This is a genomic window from Paenibacillus sp. V4I9 (genome assembly GCF_030817295.1).
Taxonomy (GTDB): domain Bacteria; phylum Bacillota; class Bacilli; order Paenibacillales; family NBRC-103111; genus Paenibacillus_E.
Genome location: NZ_JAUSZE010000001.1, coordinates 7,202,110 through 7,221,504 on the forward strand (window position 1 = coordinate 7,202,110; position 19,395 = coordinate 7,221,504).

The window sequence follows — 19,395 nt, forward strand, 5'->3', positions numbered from 1 at the left end:
GAAATCTTCTTCTCTATTCTTTCTAGCATACAACAGCAAACGGGTTTAGACGAATTCAGATTGCTGCAGCATCGAGTCTTTATTCGGTCTTACATCGTTATCGGTAGGCTTTGTCTCTTGCGGCAGCATTCTTGCCTTACCTAAGAAGAAGGTGATAATGACTCCGGCAAAAACAATGAGACTCCCTGCCAAGAATATGCCGCTCAAACCATGAACAAACACATGCTGCAGCTCTGTCAAAATGTCGGCAGGCAGCTTCGCTCGCGCATTCGCATCCAGCAGCAGCTGTGGATTGGCGAATTGTTTGAGCTGCTCCGCAGGGATTTGGCGGAACTTTTCGCCCATACCGGAAAGGCCATCTGCCATTCGATTCGTCATCATGACCCCCATGATGCTCACCCCCACTGTTGCGCCGATGGAACGGAAAAACTGAACGAGCGATGTTACGATACCGCGACTAGTTGCTCCAACTTCACCTTGAACTGCAATGTTTAGTGTTGGCATAATAAGACCCATACCAAGCCCAGCCACGATCATATAGAGGATAATGAAGAGCTTGGAAGTACCTGCATCCATGGTCGACATGAAGGTGAAACCGATACCTATGAGGATCATCCCCGTACCTATTAAGGTACGATAGGAGACTTTGCTCGACAGCCTCCCGCCAATAATGGCTGTTGCCACAACGGATAACATAAGAGGCGTCAGGATATATCCCGCAATCGAAGGGCTGACGCCAATGACGCCTTGCACGAATAAAGGAATGTAGGTAATTGCACCGAACATGCCTACGCTCATCAAAACGGCAATCATGCTGGTGACGGAAATGACTTTATTTTTGAACAAATGCAGGGGGATCATTGGCTCTTTGGCTTTGGTTTCAACCCAGAGGAACAGCCCCAGAAGAATGGCACACGCTGAGAAAAGACCGATAATTTGTGGAGAGCCCCACGCATAATGGAGACTTCCAACTGCCTCGGGATCGCCCCCTAGAACCAGACCGAGCAAACCTGAAACAATAGCTCCGCTTAATGTGAGTGCACCCAACCAATCTATGGAACGCTTCTCAGTGGTACGGCTTTCTTTAAGTGCTGAACCGATAATCACCATCGCTGCGATACCAAACGGAAGATTCACATAGAAAATCCAGCTCCAGTTCAAATGTTCCACGATAAAGCCGCCGATTGCTGGCCCGATAATGCTAGATAAAGCCATTACACCGCCGAACAAACCTTGCATTTTTCCACGTTTCTCTACTGGCATAATATCGCCAATAATCGTCATTGCTATCGGCATTAATGCACCGGCGCCAATGCCCTGCAGACCGCGGTAGATGATTAGCTCCGTCATGTTCGTCGCAAGCCCGCATAGCGCAGAGCCTATTACGAAAATACCAATCCCTACGAGATAAATACGCTTCCTACCATACAGATCCGCCAATTTCCCAAAGATGGGCATACTCGTCGTCGAGGTTAACATGTAGATGGAGAACACCCAGCTGTACATCGCAATCCCGCCCAGATCTCGAATGACAGTTGGCATCGCCGTCGAGATGATCGTCTGATCCAGGGCTCCCAACAACATTCCGAGCATTAGTCCTACTATAATCCACGCTACTTTCTTTGGTTCACTACTCATTGCTAATCGCTCCTTTGCCATTTTCTTCGAATGAAATTAGCATAAGGGACATTTATAAACTGAATTTAAACCAGAGTGGGCAATTTATTATGTAAAGGCTTTTATTGGAAAAATTTTTGTGATACATTTTGGGAAAAGGAACTGTTTGGGGGTACGTACCTATATGACCAATCATTCATATGCAGATTTCAAAACGCTTTCCACCAACGAAGCAGAAAAAGCGTTTCAAAATGAAATCCTCTCCGAGGGATACTCCGGGTTTCGCCGACTGCTAGATGGCATGACGGAGGCGATCAAAACAGCTGGGGATGCTGACATCGAAGGCATTGAGAGGACCATCGCCAAAGCAAGCAGCCTGTTCCCTGAGCCGGTTATCTTCAGCCCCTCGTGGGAATGCATTTGGCCTGAACTCAAAGCTACTTTAGCAGCGAAAAAACATGTCTTATCTACCATATCTCCAACAGACCGCAAAGGCGAGTGGCAGGTTATTATGGACAACCCTCAAGCGGTACAAGAGGTTGTTTGCTACCCCGGTCTGGAATTCCATGACGCCGCCTATCTGTACGCCTACTTCCGGCCTCAGCTGGAAAAGTCCGAGTATATCCGGCTCCAAAAGATCCAAACGGTCATTCAAGAGGTTGGCGGTTGATCTAAAATTAGGAGGGATACCATGATTATCATGATTAATGGAGCTTTCGGAGCAGGTAAGACGTCAGCCGCCAATGGGCTTCTTCCCTTCGTCCCAAACAGCATGATTTTTGACCCGGAAGAAATCGGTTATATGCTTAGAAAACTAGTTAATGTAGATGATCGACTCGTTCATGAGCGAACGGATGATTTTCAAGATATGGAGCTGTGGAGGGTTCTCACGGTCAAGACTGCTGCTGAGTTGAAATCGACGTACAACAAGCTTCTCATCGTGCCGATGACGATTTATAAACGCCAAAATTTCGACTATATTTATGATGGATTCAAGGATATAGACAAGGATGTCTTTCATTTCTGCCTCAGCGCTTCCGCGGAAACACTACATAGACGTTTAACCAAACGTGGTGATGAGCCGGGGGGATGGCAATTTCAGCAAGTGGACAAGTGTGTAGCCGCCTTAAAGGACCCTGTTTTTGAGGATCATATTATGACGGATGAATTGGAAACGGGAGATATCATTCGCCTTATTTTAAAGAAAATATCCAAATAACATCTTACCTACGCGAACTCAAAAATGGGGGTTATCTCAGTGGTCGTTTCATTAATAGCAGCAGCATCAATCAACGGCGTGATAGGGATGGATGAGGTTATTCCATGGCACATACCAGGTGAGCAAAAGCGTTTCAAGGAGCTGACTCTCGGAAAATCCATTATTATGGGGAGAAAAACGTATGAGTCCATTGGCAAGCCTTTACCTCAAAGGAAGACCGTTATCATTTCGAGAACTCAGCAAATTACGGATACGAATTGTATAACTGTTACATCATTAGATGAAGCGTATCAGCTGTTAAAAGATGAAGAAGAGATTTTCATCGCTGGCGGTGGAGAAATTTATAAAGAAGCGCTGCCCTCAGCCGACAAATTGTATCTTACGGTTGTTGAGCAAGAAATCGAAGGTAATATTTATTTCCCTGAATTCGAAAAGGATGCATCTACTTACCTTTCTGAGGTTTTAATAGGAACCATTCCACAACAATGAGATTGATAAGTAAACCGATCCAGATGTTTATTTCTAAAATGTCAGCGACCACTTGCTCACGACCGCCTGCGGGAAGATGGAACCCCATCTTTGCGATATACAGCAAAATACAGATCGGTACAATCAGCCTTGCCGATGTGGCGACGAGCGTAATGGCGTAGCTGCGAATCATCCATACACGGTGCTCATCAAATTGCCTTTTTAAAGCGTATCGGAAGCCTTTCCATGTTGTAAGTAGCCAAAGTAGACTCAGTGCTAGAAATGCCATGGCCTTCGTAAAGCTTTCGATATACAAGGTCATAACGAGTCCCAAGAGACCGCCTAGCATAACGCTGATGACATACACGCGCCCCAAAGCTCTATGCCATGCCGGATAGTTGGTGCGGAAGCGCTTATGAAATTGAAATAAACCGCTAACGAGCGCAACGAACGCGAATCCAATATGTAGAACAAGTACGGTATAGTGTAGGGAAAATGCCGTATTCAGCTTTACTCGGCTGTCGGCCGGATTCAAGGTGACGTAGGGAAATATCGCGGCAATCGCCACGCCTACGATGATGATTACAAAGAAAATCCCTAGCTTTTTACTCATATACAGCCCCCGTTTATGTTCATCACTTCTTCTGCTATCTTACCTCCCCGGTCTAAAACCCTTCTAAATTAATCCTTAAATAAATATAAACTCGTTACATTTATTTCAGCTTCGACTTCATCCATTCGCACCAGACCAAGTCTGCGTCTACTTTCATCGTTGCTTTCTGGATCAGCACATAGAGCCCGAATAACGGATCATGGATCTCCAGTTCCTCGAGCGGTTTAGCACTATCCTGTTTAACTCGTTCATAAGATTGTGTAAACCGCTCTTTCTTCTTCTGGTAGTATACCTCACGCTCATGAAGCATTTTCCGTGCTTGTTTCTTGTCTACAAGGCCAATGCAGAATACCTTCAGTGCCAACTCATCCCTTACTATGGGCTCATCTGTAGGCTGCGCAATCCATTGTCGGAGCGCTTCCCTGCCATTATCCGTTAGGGAATACACTTTTTTATCCGGTTTATCCGATTGTGGAACATGCACAAATTCAACGTACCCCTTCTGCTCTAATTGAGCAAGGAGTGGGTATATTTGGCTATGCTTAGCTTGCCAAAAAGGTTGAATATGCTGCATAAGTTCATAGCCAGTTCGGGAATTTCTGGTTAAAAGGCTTAGTAAGCCATATGAAAGGGTATTCATAGCCACTCCTTTGTTATGTCATTATTGACATATACATTCATTTGGTAGTATGATAATTTTCATTCAAATTATAGAGAATACTACGGATAAGATCAATGGATAGAGTGGAGGCATTACTTTGAGTAAAGATGAGTTAAAGCAGGTTCGTTTTTGGCCGATCATGATAGCCATTTTCTTCGGGTCGTTCGTTGCGATCCTGAGTATGAGTACAATTAATATTGCGATACCGATTTTAAGTGAACATTTCCAGAGCGATTTAAGCAAAATCCAATGGACGATTACAGGCTTCATGCTCGCTAGCGGTACGATCGCCCCAATTACAGGCTATTTGGGTGAGCGGTTCAGCTATAAACTTCTATATGCTACGGCACTCGCTGGCTTTACGGTGTTTTCCTTTTTATGTGCAGTCGCTTGGGACGCTCCTTCTCTCATTGCCTTCCGCATTGCGCAAGGCGCCTTCAGCGGACTCATCATGCCGGCGACCATGACCATTGTGTACCAAGTGATACCGCGGGATAAACAGCCGATTGCGATTTCCCTTTGGTCCTTGTCTGCCATGATGGCTCCTGCTATTGGGCCTACCTTGGCCGGTTGGCTATTGCAAAATTGGAGCTGGCACTGGTTGTTCCTCATGAACGTGCCTGTCGGTATCATTGCCATTCTTCTCGTATTTAAATTGATTCCTTACTATCGTCTCTCTGTACCGAAAAAGTTTGATTTACTTGGCTTATTAACGGTCATCGTAAGCAGTCTTTCCTTACTCGTTGCATTCTCTCAAGGTCATGCTTGGGGATGGACGTCAGGTAAAGTTATTGGCTTGTTCGCGCTCGGTATTCTTGTGCTTCTGCTCTTCATCTGGAGAGAGCTCCGCGTAGAAACACCGCTGCTGAATATTCGCGTATTATCTAATTCACGTTATACACTAACACTAATTATTTCTAGTATTGTTACGATTAGTTTATACTCAGGCACTTTTTTGACTCCTATTTTTCTGCAAAATATTCAGCACGTGACACCGCTTGATACGGGCTTAATCCTGCTCCCTGCCTCACTTGTGATGGCATTAAGCATGCCAATTGTGGGCAAACTATATAGTATTGTAGGTCCGCGTATTCTCATATTCATCGGTATTTCCTTAATCGCTATAGGAACATTAACGCTCAGCTGGCTAAGTGTCGATGTATCTCGCGGTTATATCGTGTTCTGGATGATCGTTCGGAACCTTGGGATCGCCTTTGCCACCATGCCATCGAGTAATGCTGGGATGGAGCAAATTCCGAGAACGTTGTCCGGTCATGCGACTTCAATTAGCAACTGGGTACGCAATGTGTTCGGCTCCTTTGCTATTGCCTTGTTTACTTCTGTCCTTTCAACCCAAACAGCCACGCATGCCAAGGAATTGGCCAGCAGCGGTTTGAAGGATAAGGTACAGATCGGGATGCAGTCCTTCACAATGAGTGTGAATGATGTCTACTTGCTAGCCACATTCATCGTGCTAGCCGCGCTGCCGCTCAGCTTGTTTATTGGCAAGCAGACTGCGCCTGCGGAGAAATCTACTGCTGCTCCGACTCCCGCCGTTGTTCAACCCAAACCAGCTGAATAAGAAGGGCAGCGGCCGACATAGGCAGCCTAGTAACATATTGAAAAAACCTACTGTATGCAACATGCATCAGTAGGTTTTTTTGCGTTTATTACACTCAGCAATCCCTCAGCTAGGTCTCAGATTCTTTTCAGGATAAGCCTCTATACTACACCTATACCAACAAATTTGGAAAAGGTGGGTTTCACATGAAAAGAACACGTCAACTACATTTATGGATTGGCCTGATTTGCTCGGTTTTTATTTTGATCCAATCGATTACGGGACTTCTCTTATCCGAGAAGTGGCTGACAGGCTCAGGTGGAGCAGAGATGCGACCTCCTGGGGCTATGTCTCAATCCTCTACTTCGATGACTCCTTCTGCCGCGGGCGATCAAGGAACAGCCGGAGCTATGCAGGGAAATAGACCTGCATTTAACGGCCCTGGCCCCGGTCAGGAAGGAGCAAACAGTCTGACAGGTATCATCAAGGGACTTCATGAGGGGAGAATCGGGAATTCGAATGTGAAATGGCTTGTCGATTTAGCGGCGATTAGTATGATTTTCCTGACGATTACGGGCATTATTTTATCGATCAAGACGCTTCGTGCACAAGGAATTCAAAGGAAAAAACGCCGACCTTTAGAAGCCTAAGATATCGTATCATTTTGTACATTTCGATAAAAAAAGCGTTACGGACGTGGGCTGCCGCCTCAAACGTCCGTAACGCTTTTATTTTAAGATTTATCAACGTAGTTATTCATCACTAACATGGCTGCGCCTACAACGATCGATTTGCTCTTCAATCCGGAAGTCAGGATTTTGAACGTATCACGAAAAGGCTCCCATACCACCTGACCGCACTGTTCTTCGATTAAAGGCACAATCTCACTGTAGTTTTCCACCAAATCACCACACAAAATGACGGCATCGGGATTGTACATACAGACGATATTGTTTATGGTTATGCCAATGTAAAGCGAAGTTCTGGATATAATATCTTGGGCCCAGTTCTCTTCGTTCTGTGCCGCAGCGAACAGCTGCTGGATATCGGCGGTCTCCTTGATTCGGTTTGCTTCATGCAGAATAGCCGACTCGTCGATATACGTTTGCAGACATCCTCTTTTGCCACATTCGCACATGTTGCCATTCGGATCCAGCGTGGTATGTCCTAACTCCCCGGCACTGTTTGAACCCCCACGAAAAATGTCACCATCAATGATCAAAGAGGAGCCAACTCCGGTGCCCAACTCAATCAATGCTGTCTTTCTCGATCCGCGGGCGGAGCCTAGTAAATACTCAGCAAGGATTTTCACTTTCAAGTCATTATCAATGACCGTAAGAATATGCAGCTTGTCCTGGATGAACTGGGCGAAAGGGATATTTCTCCAACCCAATGTCGATGAATATTGGACGATTCCCCGTTCATGGTCGATCACGCCGGGCACACCTATGCCGATGCCAATGATTTTAGACTTGTCGAGATTTTTATGCGCAATTATCAAGTTAATCGTTTCGGAGATGATGGCCGCCGTAGCTTCAGGGGTTGTTTGCAGAGCGATATGTTCAACTCGCTCCTCATGGAGAAGTTCGCCGCTGAACTCCATGACGCCGAACTTAATCACCTTTTTACCGATGTCTACCCCGATTGTAAAAACCGCCTGGGGATCGATATCTAACATAATCGCCTTACGTCCAACGCCTACCGAGGTTAACGCGGTTTCTCTCACCAATCCTTGTTCACATAACTCGCCTACGATACGCCCAACAGATGTAGGACTCAACTTGGTGATTTTGGTGATTTCCGCACGGGAGATGGGCCGACTCTTTTTAATGATTTCCAAAATCATCTGCTTATTGTGTAGTCTGATAACATCTTGGTCATGCTTTTCAATTTTTTTCATTTACTTGGATTCCTCTTCTTTATTCCACCCATGTTAATAAACCTAATGTTAACCATCCTATACACCGCAGTCAACCATTAGCAACATGATCCCTACCTATATTTTTTATATCTTTAATTTTTTCTGTATCGATCTCATTTAACGGATTATGATCCACCCGTACCCCTCTTCCGAAATGAATCTCTGTAACACCTGTCGATTGAAGGAAGGAGGGAATTGCACCTACCGTCAATCCACTTCCGGCTAAAATTTGCAGGTGAGAATGTTCCGCTTTCTTAACAAGCTGTCTTATTTCTTCTTGCGCATCAAGCACGTTTGGCTTTCCTCCAGATGTAAGCACCCGGTCAATTTGGTTATAAGCTAGAAGTTCATCTAAAGCCTTCTCCAGATTGCTTACTTCGTCAAATGCACGATGAAAAGTCACGGATAACCCTTCCGCTTCATCTAACAATCGGCGCAGCGTCTCGTGATCAATCCTACGGTCTGAGGTAAGCGCCCCAAGCACAATGCCATGAGCGCCAATCCGTTTCACAGTCTGTATATCTTTCATCATCACGCCCAGATCTCTCTGGTCATAGCAAAAAGATTGACTATGCGGGCGAATCATCACTTGAACAGGGATTTTCGTGCTATGCACAACCTCATCAATTAAGCCGTAGCTAGGCGTTAACCCACCCTCTAGAATCCCAGTTATGAGTTCGATACGATCCGCACCGCTCTGTTCGGCCAATAAAGCATCTTTCACTGTAGTTGCAATAACTTCCAGCAGCATGATTCTCCTCCTAATATAGGGATCTTTGAGCGTAGCTCAAAGTCTCTCCGCTTCACCTATTGAAGTCGTTATCCTTTGACTGCACCCTCTGTAAGACCTGATACAATGTATTTTTGGGCAAAAGCGAACATAATCACAACCGGAATCAAAGATAAAATACCCGCTGCGCTCATTTGTCCCCAGTTAATATCAAATTTTTGCACAAAACTACTTAGTCCTACAGGGACTGTTTTGGTGCTTTCGCTATTTGTAAACATAACCCCGAAAAACAAATCATTCCACGCGCCTGTAAATGCGAATACAAGGGTAGCAACAATTCCCGGCCGCATAATAGGCAGAATAATTTTGGTCATCGTTTGAAATTTATTACACCCATCAATAAGAGCCGCTTCCTCGAGAGATACGGGAATTCTCTGAAAGAAACTGGACATCGTCAGTAAGCAAAAAGGAATGTTCATGGCCGTATAGGTAATGATCAACGAAGGCAGCTTATTTAGCAAGTGTAACTGGCTGAATGTAATGAAGAGTGGAACTAAAATGACCATCACAGGAATCATCTGGGTAGCCAAAAAGGAAATTAGAAATAACTTCTTGCCTCGAAATGAATATCTGGCCATACTATAGCCACCTAGAATGGATACAAACAACACCAGGATTGAACTACTCATGCTCACAATAAAGCTATTCATAAAATAAAGCGGAAAGCTAGAATTCTGGAAAGTATCTATATAGTTCGAAAAAGTTAAATTTTGGGGCCAAAGAGTTAGCTTTCCGCTATAAATTTCCTGTCTATCCTTTAGAGAAGTGACTAACATCCAATAAAATGGAAACAAAGCACCGATTAGGAACAATGTTAACGTAATGACTCGAGAAACTGTCGGGGCTACATTCCGAACATAGGAGACCATTAGAAATCACCTGCATCATCATATTTAGTCGTTTTCAAGAAAATTAACGTATAAAGAATAAGTATTGCTAGCATCATAATTCCCAATGCGGAGGCTTGCCCATAGTCTGTCGTATAAAAGATTTTATTAAATATATAGGAAGGCAAATTATGAGAAGTATTAGCTGGACCCCCGTTGGTCATGATGTAGATCAAATCAGCTGAATTGAATACCCAAATCACGCGAAGCAGCAATGTAATAATAATCGTCGGTTTGATATAAGGAATCGTAACCCGAAACAGTTTGGTCATTCGGCCTGCCCCATCCATATCAGCTGATTCATAGATGTCTTTAGGTACGTTTTGTAGAGCAGCAAGAATCATAATCCCGAAAAAAGGCACTCCATACCAAACCATAGCAGCGATGACTGGGAAAATAGAGACATGTGGAATAGCCAAAAAGGGGATGCCTTTTTCCAGAATTCCGAGTTTCACCAATAAGTAATTAATAAGCCCATTCTGTTCATTAAACAACCATTTAAAAATCATCCCGATTAAAAAAGCAGACACGGCCCAAGGTAGAAAAACTATAGATTGGTAGATGTTTTTTCCTTTAAACTGTTTATTTAGCGCTAGTGCCAAAATAAATCCAAGTACGAATTGCAAACCTACCGTTAAGATGACCCAAAGTACAGAATTACCTAATATTTGAGGGAGATTCTTATCGGCCAGCAAAGATCTAAAATTTTCAAAACCTGAAAAGTGGATATCCCCCGGTTCAAATAAGACATAATGCATAAAAGCAAGCTTAAGTCCTGATAGTAAAGGATAAGCAAAAAAAGCTAGAATAATTAGAACAGCAGGAGCGATTAATAAATAGGGCTCGAATGATTTCCATCGAATTGCTTTTAGCATACTTCTCTCCCCGCCTTTTCAATACTTCAGAATAGATAACCGGGGATTCATCCGTGTCCCCGGTTATCTGCCTTCTTTTTTATGGATTTTCCTTCATATAAGCTTGTTGTTCTTTTGTTAGAAAATCTGCAAGATGCTTAACAGTATCCTCGAGCGATTGCGCTTTTGTCAAATACTTTTGCGTCTCTTCTACTGCGAACGTTCCCGTGAATTGACCAAGCTTCGTTAAATGGCTCGGAGGGCCTGCAAACACAATGTTGGAATCCGCCATGGAACCCGCATACCCAGCAATAGCGCCTTTGCTAAAGAACGGATCTTTCAGGTTTTCTTTGTAAATTGGAATCGTAGAATTTTTAATGCTGTACGCTAAGTTATTCTCAGGAGAGCTTAAGAATTCGATCAACTTCCAAGAAGCCTCTTTATTTTGTGATTTGGAAGACATGGCGTAAGCGGCTGTGTAACCCCAGAAAATATACCGTTTTCCGTCATCTGCTTTTGGCATTGGAACTACATTCCATGTGCCTTCTTTCATATTTTTCTGAGCTGTAATAATGACTTCAGGCGTTTGATTTAAAATAGCAGTTTGACCGTTTAAGAATCCTTGAACCATTTCGTTGAAGCCCCAATTGACAGACTCTTTAGGAGCATTCCCGTTTAAGTAAACATCATAAAATTTCTTAAAGGCCGCAGCGCCTTCAGGTTTATACAAAATTGATTTGCCATCCTTATCAAACCAACTATCAGAGTGGACCGCGGCCATCACATATTCCATGGCTCGAATAACGCCGTTAGCTCCTCCCCTAAAGGAAATCCCGTATCTGTTTTTCGCAGAATCCGTGAATTTTTGCGCTAGATTAAAGTAATCATCCCATGTCGCGATCGTCTCGGGCATATTCAGTTCTTTAAACCAATCGCTTCTGATAAATAAGCCCTGCAGCAGGAATCCATCTGGAATCGCATAGACATTCCCTTTGAATTTGTTTCTCGCTTGTTTGGTTGCTTCCGTCAAATTATTTAATTGATCCCATTTGTCATAAAAGGGCTGCAGGTTCTCGATATAACCAGCTGAAGCCATGGCTACTAAGGAAGTATCATCAATACTCAATACGTCGGGAAGAATGCCAGCTGCACCCATGGTCATCCATTTCTTATTCGCATCATCCCAAGGAACAGACGTATATTCAACTTCGATATTCGGGTTTTTCTCTTGAAATTGCTTCAAAAGCCCCTGCATAAGCGCTGTTCTTTCAGGGCTTGGAAGCGGATCGAGATACGAGATCTTCGCTTTCTTGCCTGTGGCTTCTTTGGCTCCTGCGGCTCCGGTGGCTTTTGCCGCTTCATTCTGCCCGCCATTCGTTGAGCAGCCTGCTAATGCAAAAGTAAGTACAAGACTGGTACATAAGGCTAGAATCGTAGCTTTTTTCTTCATTTTTATAACCCCTCCTGTAATTTGATCTATGTTATAAAATCTTGCTGAAGTTAGTTTCCTCAACATAATTTAGTAACTAAGCCTGGGTTTCTATATGATTTCTAAGGTAAAAACCGCTTTGTTCGTTCCTATAATTTTCTGATTATCGTTAGTAATGTCAGTCGGCGTGAGTTGATACATACGATCGATTGTCTCTTGGTTACTATAACCAATCTGTTCAAGGATGGACGCTGTAATGATGGGCCATTCATCCTCAGAACCATCCATTACTTTAAGCGCGAAACCTAGCTTTTCTTTTTTCAATCCAAAGCAGTACACGCCTTTAGCTCCGCCCTTAGCGACAATATTGGGATCCATAAGTAGGCTTGAGCAAATTCGATCTGAACCGGCAATCATCTCATAATGCTCGTTCATAAGAGTGGTTATTCGGATGACAGCGGATCGAATCTCAAGATCTTCAATCATCTCTGGACAGGCCAGCTTCATGAAGGCAGTCGCTAAATGCTTAAGTGGAATAGCGAACACCGGAAAACCGCAACCATCTGTACCTATGTGGATTTGTTCTCTAGGACATTCAGATAAGTAAGCGAGCGTGTCTACGATCTCGATTTGAGCAGGATGATCTGGTTCAAAGTAGCCTTCGGTCGGATATCCCATGATTTTGCACAAAGCAAGAATGCCAAGATGCTTTCCAGAACAATTATGATAAATTGAACGTTTAGGCTTCTGCGCTCTAAGCATGGCTTCTGAAGCAGGTACGCTCAAGGGGTAAGTGGGGTGACATACAAGCGCTTCCTCTCCCACCCCAATTTTGGTAAGCATGGATTCCAATGCTTCAACATGGAAGGTCTCCGCACGATGGGACCCGATCATAATAGCCGTTTCTTTATCAGAAAGCCCAAACTTTCTATCCGCGCCATGCCTAATGACAGGAATAGCTTGAAATGGTTTTCCGGATGACCTTAAATATGTTAATGAATCTACATCCCCAACTGCGTACTTAACAGCACCCGAGATAGAGACTCCACAAATATGCCCGCTATGCACGCATTCCAACACACCTCCACGATACTCTTCAACTAATGTTTTATCCATTTCGTCTTCCCCTCTTTTGCGTTTAATTTCATGGTCTAATGTTATTGCGAGGCTAGTTATTCCACAGATGTTATTAAATGTCGAAATAAAACAATGGAATAATAATATTTACAGATAATATCGACTTATAATAGGGGATTTATCTTTTATTTATTCCAGTGATGTTAATAATTAAATATTAACAACTCACCTATCTGTTGTCAAACACTTTTTGCTTTTTTGTTAAGTAAACTAACAGGTAGCGCTTTCGTAGTGAAGTTTAACAGAATAAGAGACAATTATAAAATCAACTCATGTTAACTAAGTTAACTCCGTTGTTAGACTAGCGTTGGACCTAGCTAAATCTATACGTTTTTGTGCGTGTTTCGAAAAAAAAAAAAAAAAAAAAAAAAAAAAAAAAAAAAAAAACGCCGACGGGTAATCCGTCGACTTCGTTTCCTTCCGGTGCATAAATTCGGTCCCATGCGACAACCACATAGGACTACACATCAAACTCAAGCTGCTTCTTTGCCTGTGCGATGAATTCCAGAGGATTCGCGATCAGCTCCGAATTATACTCGCAGACACCCATTTTCAGGATTAACTCAACCCGATATTTCCCAGCGAATTCGTTCCGATTTCGTTCATCCACCTGATTCCTTAAACGTTCCATTACAATCATCGCGCCAGGGAGATCTGTGAACAAAAGCATACCCCACATCGGATTTTCTTTGTTGAGCAGATAGAGCGAGTCATTCGTACGAATGCTGATTTGATTCATTTTGGACAGATCATGGATGGCTTCCATTAACTGCTCCTCCCCGATCATGCGGCGGATTTCATCCCAATACTTCACATTGATTACCAATAGTGTTAAGGGAATCTTGTACCGAACCGATAAAGCCATGAAAACTGCAGCATCGCTTTGAAAGGACAATGTGTTCTTTAAGCTAGTCCTGGCATCGACAGTCGCCAGTGATTCGTTAGCCTTTAGCAACTTCTCATTCTCCTGTTGCAACTGCTTGTTTCCCAGCGTTAGCAGCCAAGTCGCCAAGGTAAACAACGGGGTCATGATGAGCCAAAAATAGTTCTGTGTTCCAATAAGTCCACCCACCACAACGGTTTGATACAGTGTAAACGTTCCATAGCCGAATATGAATAAAACATTCAAAATCAGCCCTGTAGTCACAGTAGTAAAGTACGTAATCACAGCAATCAAAAATGCGACATTCAAAAAGATAATGTTCTGAATATACAGGTTCGGATTGCCAGCCGTGAATACGATGCTAATGAAACAGGCAAGGATCAGCAGCAGGAATGCGCCGTCCGATATCATACTGCTCCGAAAGTGATTCATCGACGGTTCCTCCGTTTCTTGCTGCTGTATTTACGAATCATCAGTATGAGAGACAGGAGAACCAATAATCCGACAAGCAGCGCAGCGGCCATAAAACCAAGAACATCTTTGCGCTCAAGAACATCGGTCAGTACATTGGACGGCTCGGATGTCGTTTCTTTTTTGAAACGGAAGGCTCGGATGTTTCCGTCTATATCTGTTACGGTTCCGTCTCCAAAAACTTTCCATAATGTCCCTTCTGAACCGATCAGTTTGGAAGCAAGATACGCATACTTTGATCCGCTGCCAGTTACGGCTAAGAGACCTAATCCGTTTTCATAGGGCGAATCGATTAATTGCAGGGTACCGATACGTGTGCCATAGTTCGTATCAATGCTCATTTTCTCATTGGATACAAAGCCACGGCCGCTCTTATCATAACGAAAATACAACTTGTCATTATTGTCTCGAATCACCTGATTGTCTTGATAGCTGCCGATCGCGATAATTTCCCGCCCTTTCAATTTCTGTGCACTAACATTGTCTTGATAAAAAAGAACCTCGCCTGTATTCGTCTGTGCGTAACGTCCTAATAAATTAAACAAGTTTGTCAGGGTTTGATAAATGTAAGGGTCTTTTTCTTTGGGGAGAACAACAGCCACTTTATTGTAGCTTCCGTCCCGCAGGAATGGATATGGATAATTGTTAAACAGTAGATCTGCTCTGTCTTTGGTATTGAGCTGCAACTTCGAGTCTTTCTCGATGAATGCCCAGGGCATTTGCTCTTGATTTTCAATACATCCCGCATTTTTGAGCTCCAAATCGAATGCAACTTTAACTGTAAAGTTGCCGCTGACGTTTAGCGTTTTGGGAATGGTCAAATCGATTTGATCGCTATCGGCCAACTCGGTAGAAAGCTTTTTGCTGCCGATCGGTGTATCATTGATCGATACTGTAACCATGGACCGGTCAAAATCTAGATTTCTCGCATAACGGTATTTAATGCTCAGCTTGCTGGCATCCGAGATTGAACGGTTACCTGGAAGAGAGATAAAATAAGCTTTTTCCCGGTGTCGGTCCCCTACAAGCTTATCGCCCGTTTCCGTTAAAGTCATATTGCGGCTCACGTTCATCGGTGGCGTTTCCACTTCAGTGGTGCTGTCTACTTCTTTACGAACAGCGTCGATTTGGCTTAATAACGCCTGATTCGCTGCTAAACGTCCCGCTTTGACCAATAATCCAGCATCCTTGGAAGTAATGACCAATGTCAGGCGATCCGCTAGATTGATCAACTGAATCAACGCTTTATTCTCAAGATTGTTCACCTGCACAAGAGGCTTAATTTCTTCAGGAAGATCCTCGAGCAGAGAAATCAATACAACCGCCTGTTTATCCTTCAGATTATCAGCACTATACTCTACTAAGGGTATAGGCTTGTCCGAGACAGGATTTGCCTTGGCAAACCCAGACAAGGCGTAGGTCGCTGCCTCCAGTACGGCGGAATTGTTTTCCTTTGGAATCGCTATCGCATTTTGTCCATCTTTTACCGTACCCAGGCCGATAAAGTGTTGATTAAAATCACGGATGCTACTTTGGATCGGTTTATTTATATAATTAACAGAGATTCGCGAGGTTTTGGCAATTTGCAGCCAATTGTCCCTTGTGTCTGTTGGTAGACACGCATTATCCACGACAGGAGTAGTCGTTTCCAAGTGGCCTTGAACATTTAATGTATTTACGCCCTTCACAATCAGTTCGGCGGGAACATGAGCAGTCATCTGCTGCCCCCCCGGCTCCTGAGCTAATGGACGAAAGGAATGAAATGGTGTTCCATTCATCATCAGCGTCACGCTGGAGCGCTCATTTTGGGTGAGCTGCGAGACTTTATAGTCGAGATGAACGTCAATGCTCGTAACATTCCAATAGCTTTCAACTTGAAAAAACTGCTGCATATATGTATTGCCGCCTGACAACGAAGTATCCGTGAAATTCGTTTGATATTGCTTTGTCACAGCCGTTATAGCATCTTCTGCCAAAGCTGAAGTAGGGGAAAATACTTGCAGCATGACCATCATAAACATAGCTGGCAACCATAGCTTTCTTTTCTTCATGGTGATCACTCCTGCTCTAGAACCTTTCGGTTTTGTACCATTTTGCTTCTCTCTTAAAAACCAAATCCTTCAAGTATGTGTACATGCCGTAAGCAGCGACAACCATCCACATTTGACAATAGGACACATACATAAGCAGAATAATCCATATATTAGATAGCCTCATTTCTCCTTTTTCCGTGACTAGGGTAATGAAAGTCCCCACCACGAACAAAGTAATGGCCAGTACCCATAAAAAAGAACTGAATCCGGCGATTGTCGTTGTCACATATCCCAGAGCATGAAGAACAAGAAGTAAATCGGACATGAGTAGTGAGGTCAGCAGCAAAAAGTAAATGGAGAGAAAGTATAAAATATCGAAACGAATAATTCGCGCCGAACGATCAAACAACAACGGAATATTTTTGACAATAACATAAATATTTCCCTTTGCCCACCTCGTCCGCTGCTTGAACCATACCTTGACGGTCTGGGGCTCCTGCTCCCATGTTACGGCCTTCGGCTGGAACTTAATTTGGTACCCCATCATATAAATGCGAAAGCTGATTTCGGTATCCTCCGCTATCGCCTTCACATCCCAGCCCCCGATGCGCTCGATGATCTCACGCCGCATGATAAAATTCGTACCGGGAATCGTACAAAGCTTAAACAACTTCCATCGGCCAGCCTGTGCCATCCATTGAAAGGATAACGTTTCAACATTGATAAATCGAGTCAGCAGGTTGGTATCCCGATTACGCGTACGAAATTTCCCAACCACCGCACCGAGCTTAGAATCATTCGTAATCTCCGAAACCAAGTAGAGCAGTGCTTTCTTCTCCGGCGTGTTATCCGCGTCATATATCGCTATAAGTTCCCCACGGCTCTTATCAAAACCTAAGTTCAAAGCATTCGACTTCCCTTTTCCTCCCGTCACTGCGTCCGTATTGATGATCGTCAAATTTCTTCCCGGGTGCTTCTGTTGAAGTTTACCCAGCAACCTGCTGCTGTTGTCTGATGAATTGTCGTTGATGACAATAATTTCATATCGATCATGCGGATACTCCAAAGCGAGCAAGGCTTCGACGGTCTGGGTTATCACTTTCCCTTCATTGTGAGCTGGTACGATGATCGTGACGAAAGGAGTCTCGCCCTTCAGGGATGGAATTGGCTTGTTCTCGATCTGAATGTAGTACAAGTATCCGGCCACGATTAAAGCGACGTTTATAAGGAGAAGAGACCAGATACAAATGACCGAGATCAACATGAGCATATCTGCAATTGTCATAATTGTCTCCCCGAATGTGTGTATTTTCGCTTGTACAGACGGTACCCAATTATCAAGAAGGCCATAAAGATGAGAAGCGTAGATAAGATAAGAATAATGAATACATTATTTTGTACTGAAAATAAGGCTGTTAAACTTTTCTTGCTTTCTTGCATATAAGCGTGCTCTGAACTAATATCCTGCATGTTATTGTTTAACAAAATCGTTTGCCCATTAATTTGAAGATGACCGGCACGCGACCCCATTTCATTCACTTCTGTCCGAACTGTATGCAACTCATTCTTATAATCGGAGTACGTCTTCCAGTCGGCTATCACAGCGCTTAGCACAGCTTCCAACTTCTTGCTGTCTTCTGGGAACGAATACACTAGTGCAGTATCCATCGGGAGTGGCTCCAGGACTTGTCCAGGTGCAACATATTGATTCAATTCCTCCTCTTTGATGGTATAAAGCGACGACACGAACGGTCTTGACGTATCGGTCTGTGAACGGTACATAACCTGTTCGTTCGGGAAAATGACGCTTGAATCAAAATAAGTCATGCCATTGGTTGCATAATGCTGATCATAAGTCCAATACATTTCAGCCCCGACTCCGAGTGGAACAATCCCATATCCAGCCAAAGCATCGATAAATGAACTCATTTCCGTCTTCAAAACCCTGATGTCCTGACTTATCGTAGAAGTGACAACAGGAGTCTGCACAATAATGCTTCCATTTCGTGATTGCACATGCTTTAACGTCTCCAGGTAACGCTGCACGGCGGGATATTCAAGATTGCTGAGCACTGGCTGTACACTAGCAATAAAGGGGATGCCTGCGTCATATAAACGATCAGCCATCTCATTCAGCAGCTCTAAATCCGAGAATGGATAGATCTTGTCCAACAATAAATAATAATGACTATTCTTTTTCACTGATAACCAGTCTTTCAGCAAATAAGCAGCGGCCAGTTCGTTCAAATTCCCTTTTGCCATATAAGGGATGTAAGCAAACTTCCCGTTAGAAACGCCATATGGTAATCTTGCCTTCATTTTCTCTGACGTCAAACTGCCATACGGTTTACCGTTGAATTTTGTTATATATGAGATGCCGCTTACCGTAATGGAACTTTGAGATAGTTGTCCGATCGCCTGGCTTACGGTATCTTGATCAACTCTCTTCTCCTCCAACTTCAAAACCTTCCAAACGTTCTCAGGTATCTGGTTCCCAATATGCAAATAATCCCCATCGTATCTAGCCAAATCCCTATCGTAGCTATCGGGGAGTTGAAACAAATCATCTGCGTTGCGAACAGAAATGACCTTTCTGAAATGACTCAACATACCCGTTTCATATCGGTCATAGGTCATAAGCGTTACATGAGCTCCCAAGGAAGCCAGAATTCGCTGAAGAGCTTCTATATTTCCTTCTTTTGGGGTGCCGAGCGCTGCGCTGTCGTAAATGAGAAGCACCGCGGCAGACTCCGTAGTGCTGGCCTTAGTTACATGCGGAAAAGGCAGCACTGCAAGCATATAGATTAGTAGGAGCCCTATCAGAATGTTTCGCTGATTCAGCATCCCATCC

18 protein-coding genes are annotated in these 19,395 nt (G+C 43.7%); 5 read left to right on the top strand and 13 right to left on the bottom strand.

Translation table 11 applies throughout. The annotated features are described in order from the left end of the window. Positions 1 to 45 precede the first annotated feature (45 nt). Positions 46 to 1,638 (bottom strand): MDR family MFS transporter, encoded by a 1,593-nt coding sequence (locus QFZ81_RS33190; protein ID WP_307606099.1) that lies wholly within the window; start codon positions 1,636 to 1,638, stop codon positions 46 to 48. A gap of 163 nt (positions 1,639 to 1,801) precedes the next feature. On the opposite strand from QFZ81_RS33190, the gene QFZ81_RS33195 reads away from it, so the two are divergent. Genes QFZ81_RS33195 through QFZ81_RS33205 form a run of 3 tightly spaced genes read left to right on the top strand, consistent with a single transcriptional unit; the run spans position 1,802 to position 3,325 of the window. Further along, positions 1,802 to 2,287, top strand: coding sequence for a hypothetical protein (locus tag QFZ81_RS33195; protein WP_307606101.1), 486 nt, complete (start codon positions 1,802 to 1,804; stop codon positions 2,285 to 2,287). 21 nt (positions 2,288 to 2,308) lie between these two features. Next, entirely contained in the window at positions 2,309 to 2,836 is a 528-nt protein-coding gene (locus QFZ81_RS33200; RefSeq protein WP_307606103.1) for a DEAD/DEAH box helicase family protein, read from the top strand. 39 nt (positions 2,837 to 2,875) lie between these two features. Continuing rightward, a complete protein-coding gene (locus QFZ81_RS33205) occupies positions 2,876 to 3,325 on the top strand; it encodes a dihydrofolate reductase (protein ID WP_307606106.1) in 450 nt (149 codons plus the stop codon). Here QFZ81_RS33205 and QFZ81_RS33210 read toward each other — a convergent pair. Together QFZ81_RS33210 and QFZ81_RS33215 are read right to left on the bottom strand one after the other, a co-directional pair. Continuing rightward, positions 3,279 to 3,917 (bottom strand): DUF2306 domain-containing protein, encoded by a 639-nt coding sequence (locus tag QFZ81_RS33210; protein WP_307437376.1) that lies wholly within the window; start codon positions 3,915 to 3,917, stop codon positions 3,279 to 3,281. The two genes, QFZ81_RS33205 and QFZ81_RS33210, sit on opposite strands and share 47 nt — an antisense overlap. A 100-nt stretch (positions 3,918 to 4,017) precedes the next feature. Further along, positions 4,018 to 4,557 (bottom strand): PadR family transcriptional regulator, encoded by a 540-nt coding sequence (locus QFZ81_RS33215; RefSeq protein ID WP_307437373.1) that lies wholly within the window; start codon positions 4,555 to 4,557, stop codon positions 4,018 to 4,020. A gap of 118 nt (positions 4,558 to 4,675) precedes the next feature. On the opposite strand from QFZ81_RS33215, the gene QFZ81_RS33220 reads away from it, so the two are divergent. Next, on the top strand, positions 4,676 to 6,160 hold the full coding sequence (locus QFZ81_RS33220; RefSeq protein ID WP_307606108.1) for a DHA2 family efflux MFS transporter permease subunit: 1,485 nt from the start codon (positions 4,676 to 4,678) through the stop codon (positions 6,158 to 6,160). Positions 6,161 to 6,345: 185 nt separating this feature from the next. After that, positions 6,346 to 6,789 (top strand): PepSY-associated TM helix domain-containing protein, encoded by a 444-nt coding sequence (locus QFZ81_RS33225; RefSeq protein WP_483874673.1) that lies wholly within the window; start codon positions 6,346 to 6,348, stop codon positions 6,787 to 6,789. Between the two features lie 83 nt (positions 6,790 to 6,872). Here the strand turns inward: QFZ81_RS33225 and QFZ81_RS33230 are convergent, their stop codons facing one another. The 10 genes from QFZ81_RS33230 to QFZ81_RS33275 form a co-directional block, all read right to left on the bottom strand. After that, entirely contained in the window at positions 6,873 to 8,039 is a 1,167-nt protein-coding gene (locus QFZ81_RS33230; RefSeq protein ID WP_307606110.1) for an ROK family transcriptional regulator, read from the bottom strand. A 70-nt stretch (positions 8,040 to 8,109) separates the two neighbouring features. Then, on the bottom strand, positions 8,110 to 8,811 hold the full coding sequence (locus tag QFZ81_RS33235) for a copper homeostasis protein CutC (RefSeq protein ID WP_307606111.1): 702 nt from the start codon (positions 8,809 to 8,811) through the stop codon (positions 8,110 to 8,112). Between the two features lie 68 nt (positions 8,812 to 8,879). Then, positions 8,880 to 9,719 carry a carbohydrate ABC transporter permease gene (locus tag QFZ81_RS33240; protein WP_307606113.1) on the bottom strand — a complete coding sequence of 280 codons (840 nt, stop codon included), beginning with the start codon at positions 9,717 to 9,719 and terminating at the stop codon, positions 8,880 to 8,882. Continuing rightward, positions 9,719 to 10,612, bottom strand: coding sequence for a carbohydrate ABC transporter permease (locus tag QFZ81_RS33245; RefSeq protein WP_307606115.1), 894 nt, complete (start codon positions 10,610 to 10,612; stop codon positions 9,719 to 9,721). The genes QFZ81_RS33240 and QFZ81_RS33245 overlap by 1 nt, the downstream gene beginning before the upstream one ends. A 79-nt stretch (positions 10,613 to 10,691) precedes the next feature. Next, the gene (locus tag QFZ81_RS33250; RefSeq protein ID WP_307606117.1) at positions 10,692 to 12,041 is read right to left on the bottom strand and encodes an ABC transporter substrate-binding protein; all 1,350 of its coding nucleotides are present in this window, start codon (positions 12,039 to 12,041) and stop codon (positions 10,692 to 10,694) included. A 90-nt stretch (positions 12,042 to 12,131) separates the two neighbouring features. Next, positions 12,132 to 13,136 (bottom strand): asparaginase, encoded by a 1,005-nt coding sequence (locus QFZ81_RS33255; RefSeq protein ID WP_307606118.1) that lies wholly within the window; start codon positions 13,134 to 13,136, stop codon positions 12,132 to 12,134. Between the two features lie 481 nt (positions 13,137 to 13,617). After that, positions 13,618 to 14,472, bottom strand: a complete 855-nt coding sequence (locus tag QFZ81_RS33260) for a diguanylate cyclase domain-containing protein (RefSeq protein WP_307606119.1) — start codon at positions 14,470 to 14,472, stop codon at positions 13,618 to 13,620. Further along, positions 14,469 to 16,562 (bottom strand): cellulose biosynthesis cyclic di-GMP-binding regulatory protein BcsB, encoded by a 2,094-nt coding sequence (locus tag QFZ81_RS33265; RefSeq protein ID WP_307606120.1) that lies wholly within the window; start codon positions 16,560 to 16,562, stop codon positions 14,469 to 14,471. Before QFZ81_RS33265 ends, QFZ81_RS33260 begins: the two co-directional genes overlap by 4 nt. A 16-nt stretch (positions 16,563 to 16,578) precedes the next feature. After that, positions 16,579 to 17,829, bottom strand: coding sequence for a glycosyltransferase family 2 protein (locus tag QFZ81_RS33270; protein ID WP_307606122.1), 1,251 nt, complete (start codon positions 17,827 to 17,829; stop codon positions 16,579 to 16,581). Continuing rightward, positions 17,826 to 19,388, bottom strand: coding sequence for a hypothetical protein (locus QFZ81_RS33275; RefSeq protein WP_307606124.1), 1,563 nt, complete (start codon positions 19,386 to 19,388; stop codon positions 17,826 to 17,828). Before QFZ81_RS33275 ends, QFZ81_RS33270 begins: the two co-directional genes overlap by 4 nt. Positions 19,389 to 19,395: the final 7 nt, after the last annotated feature.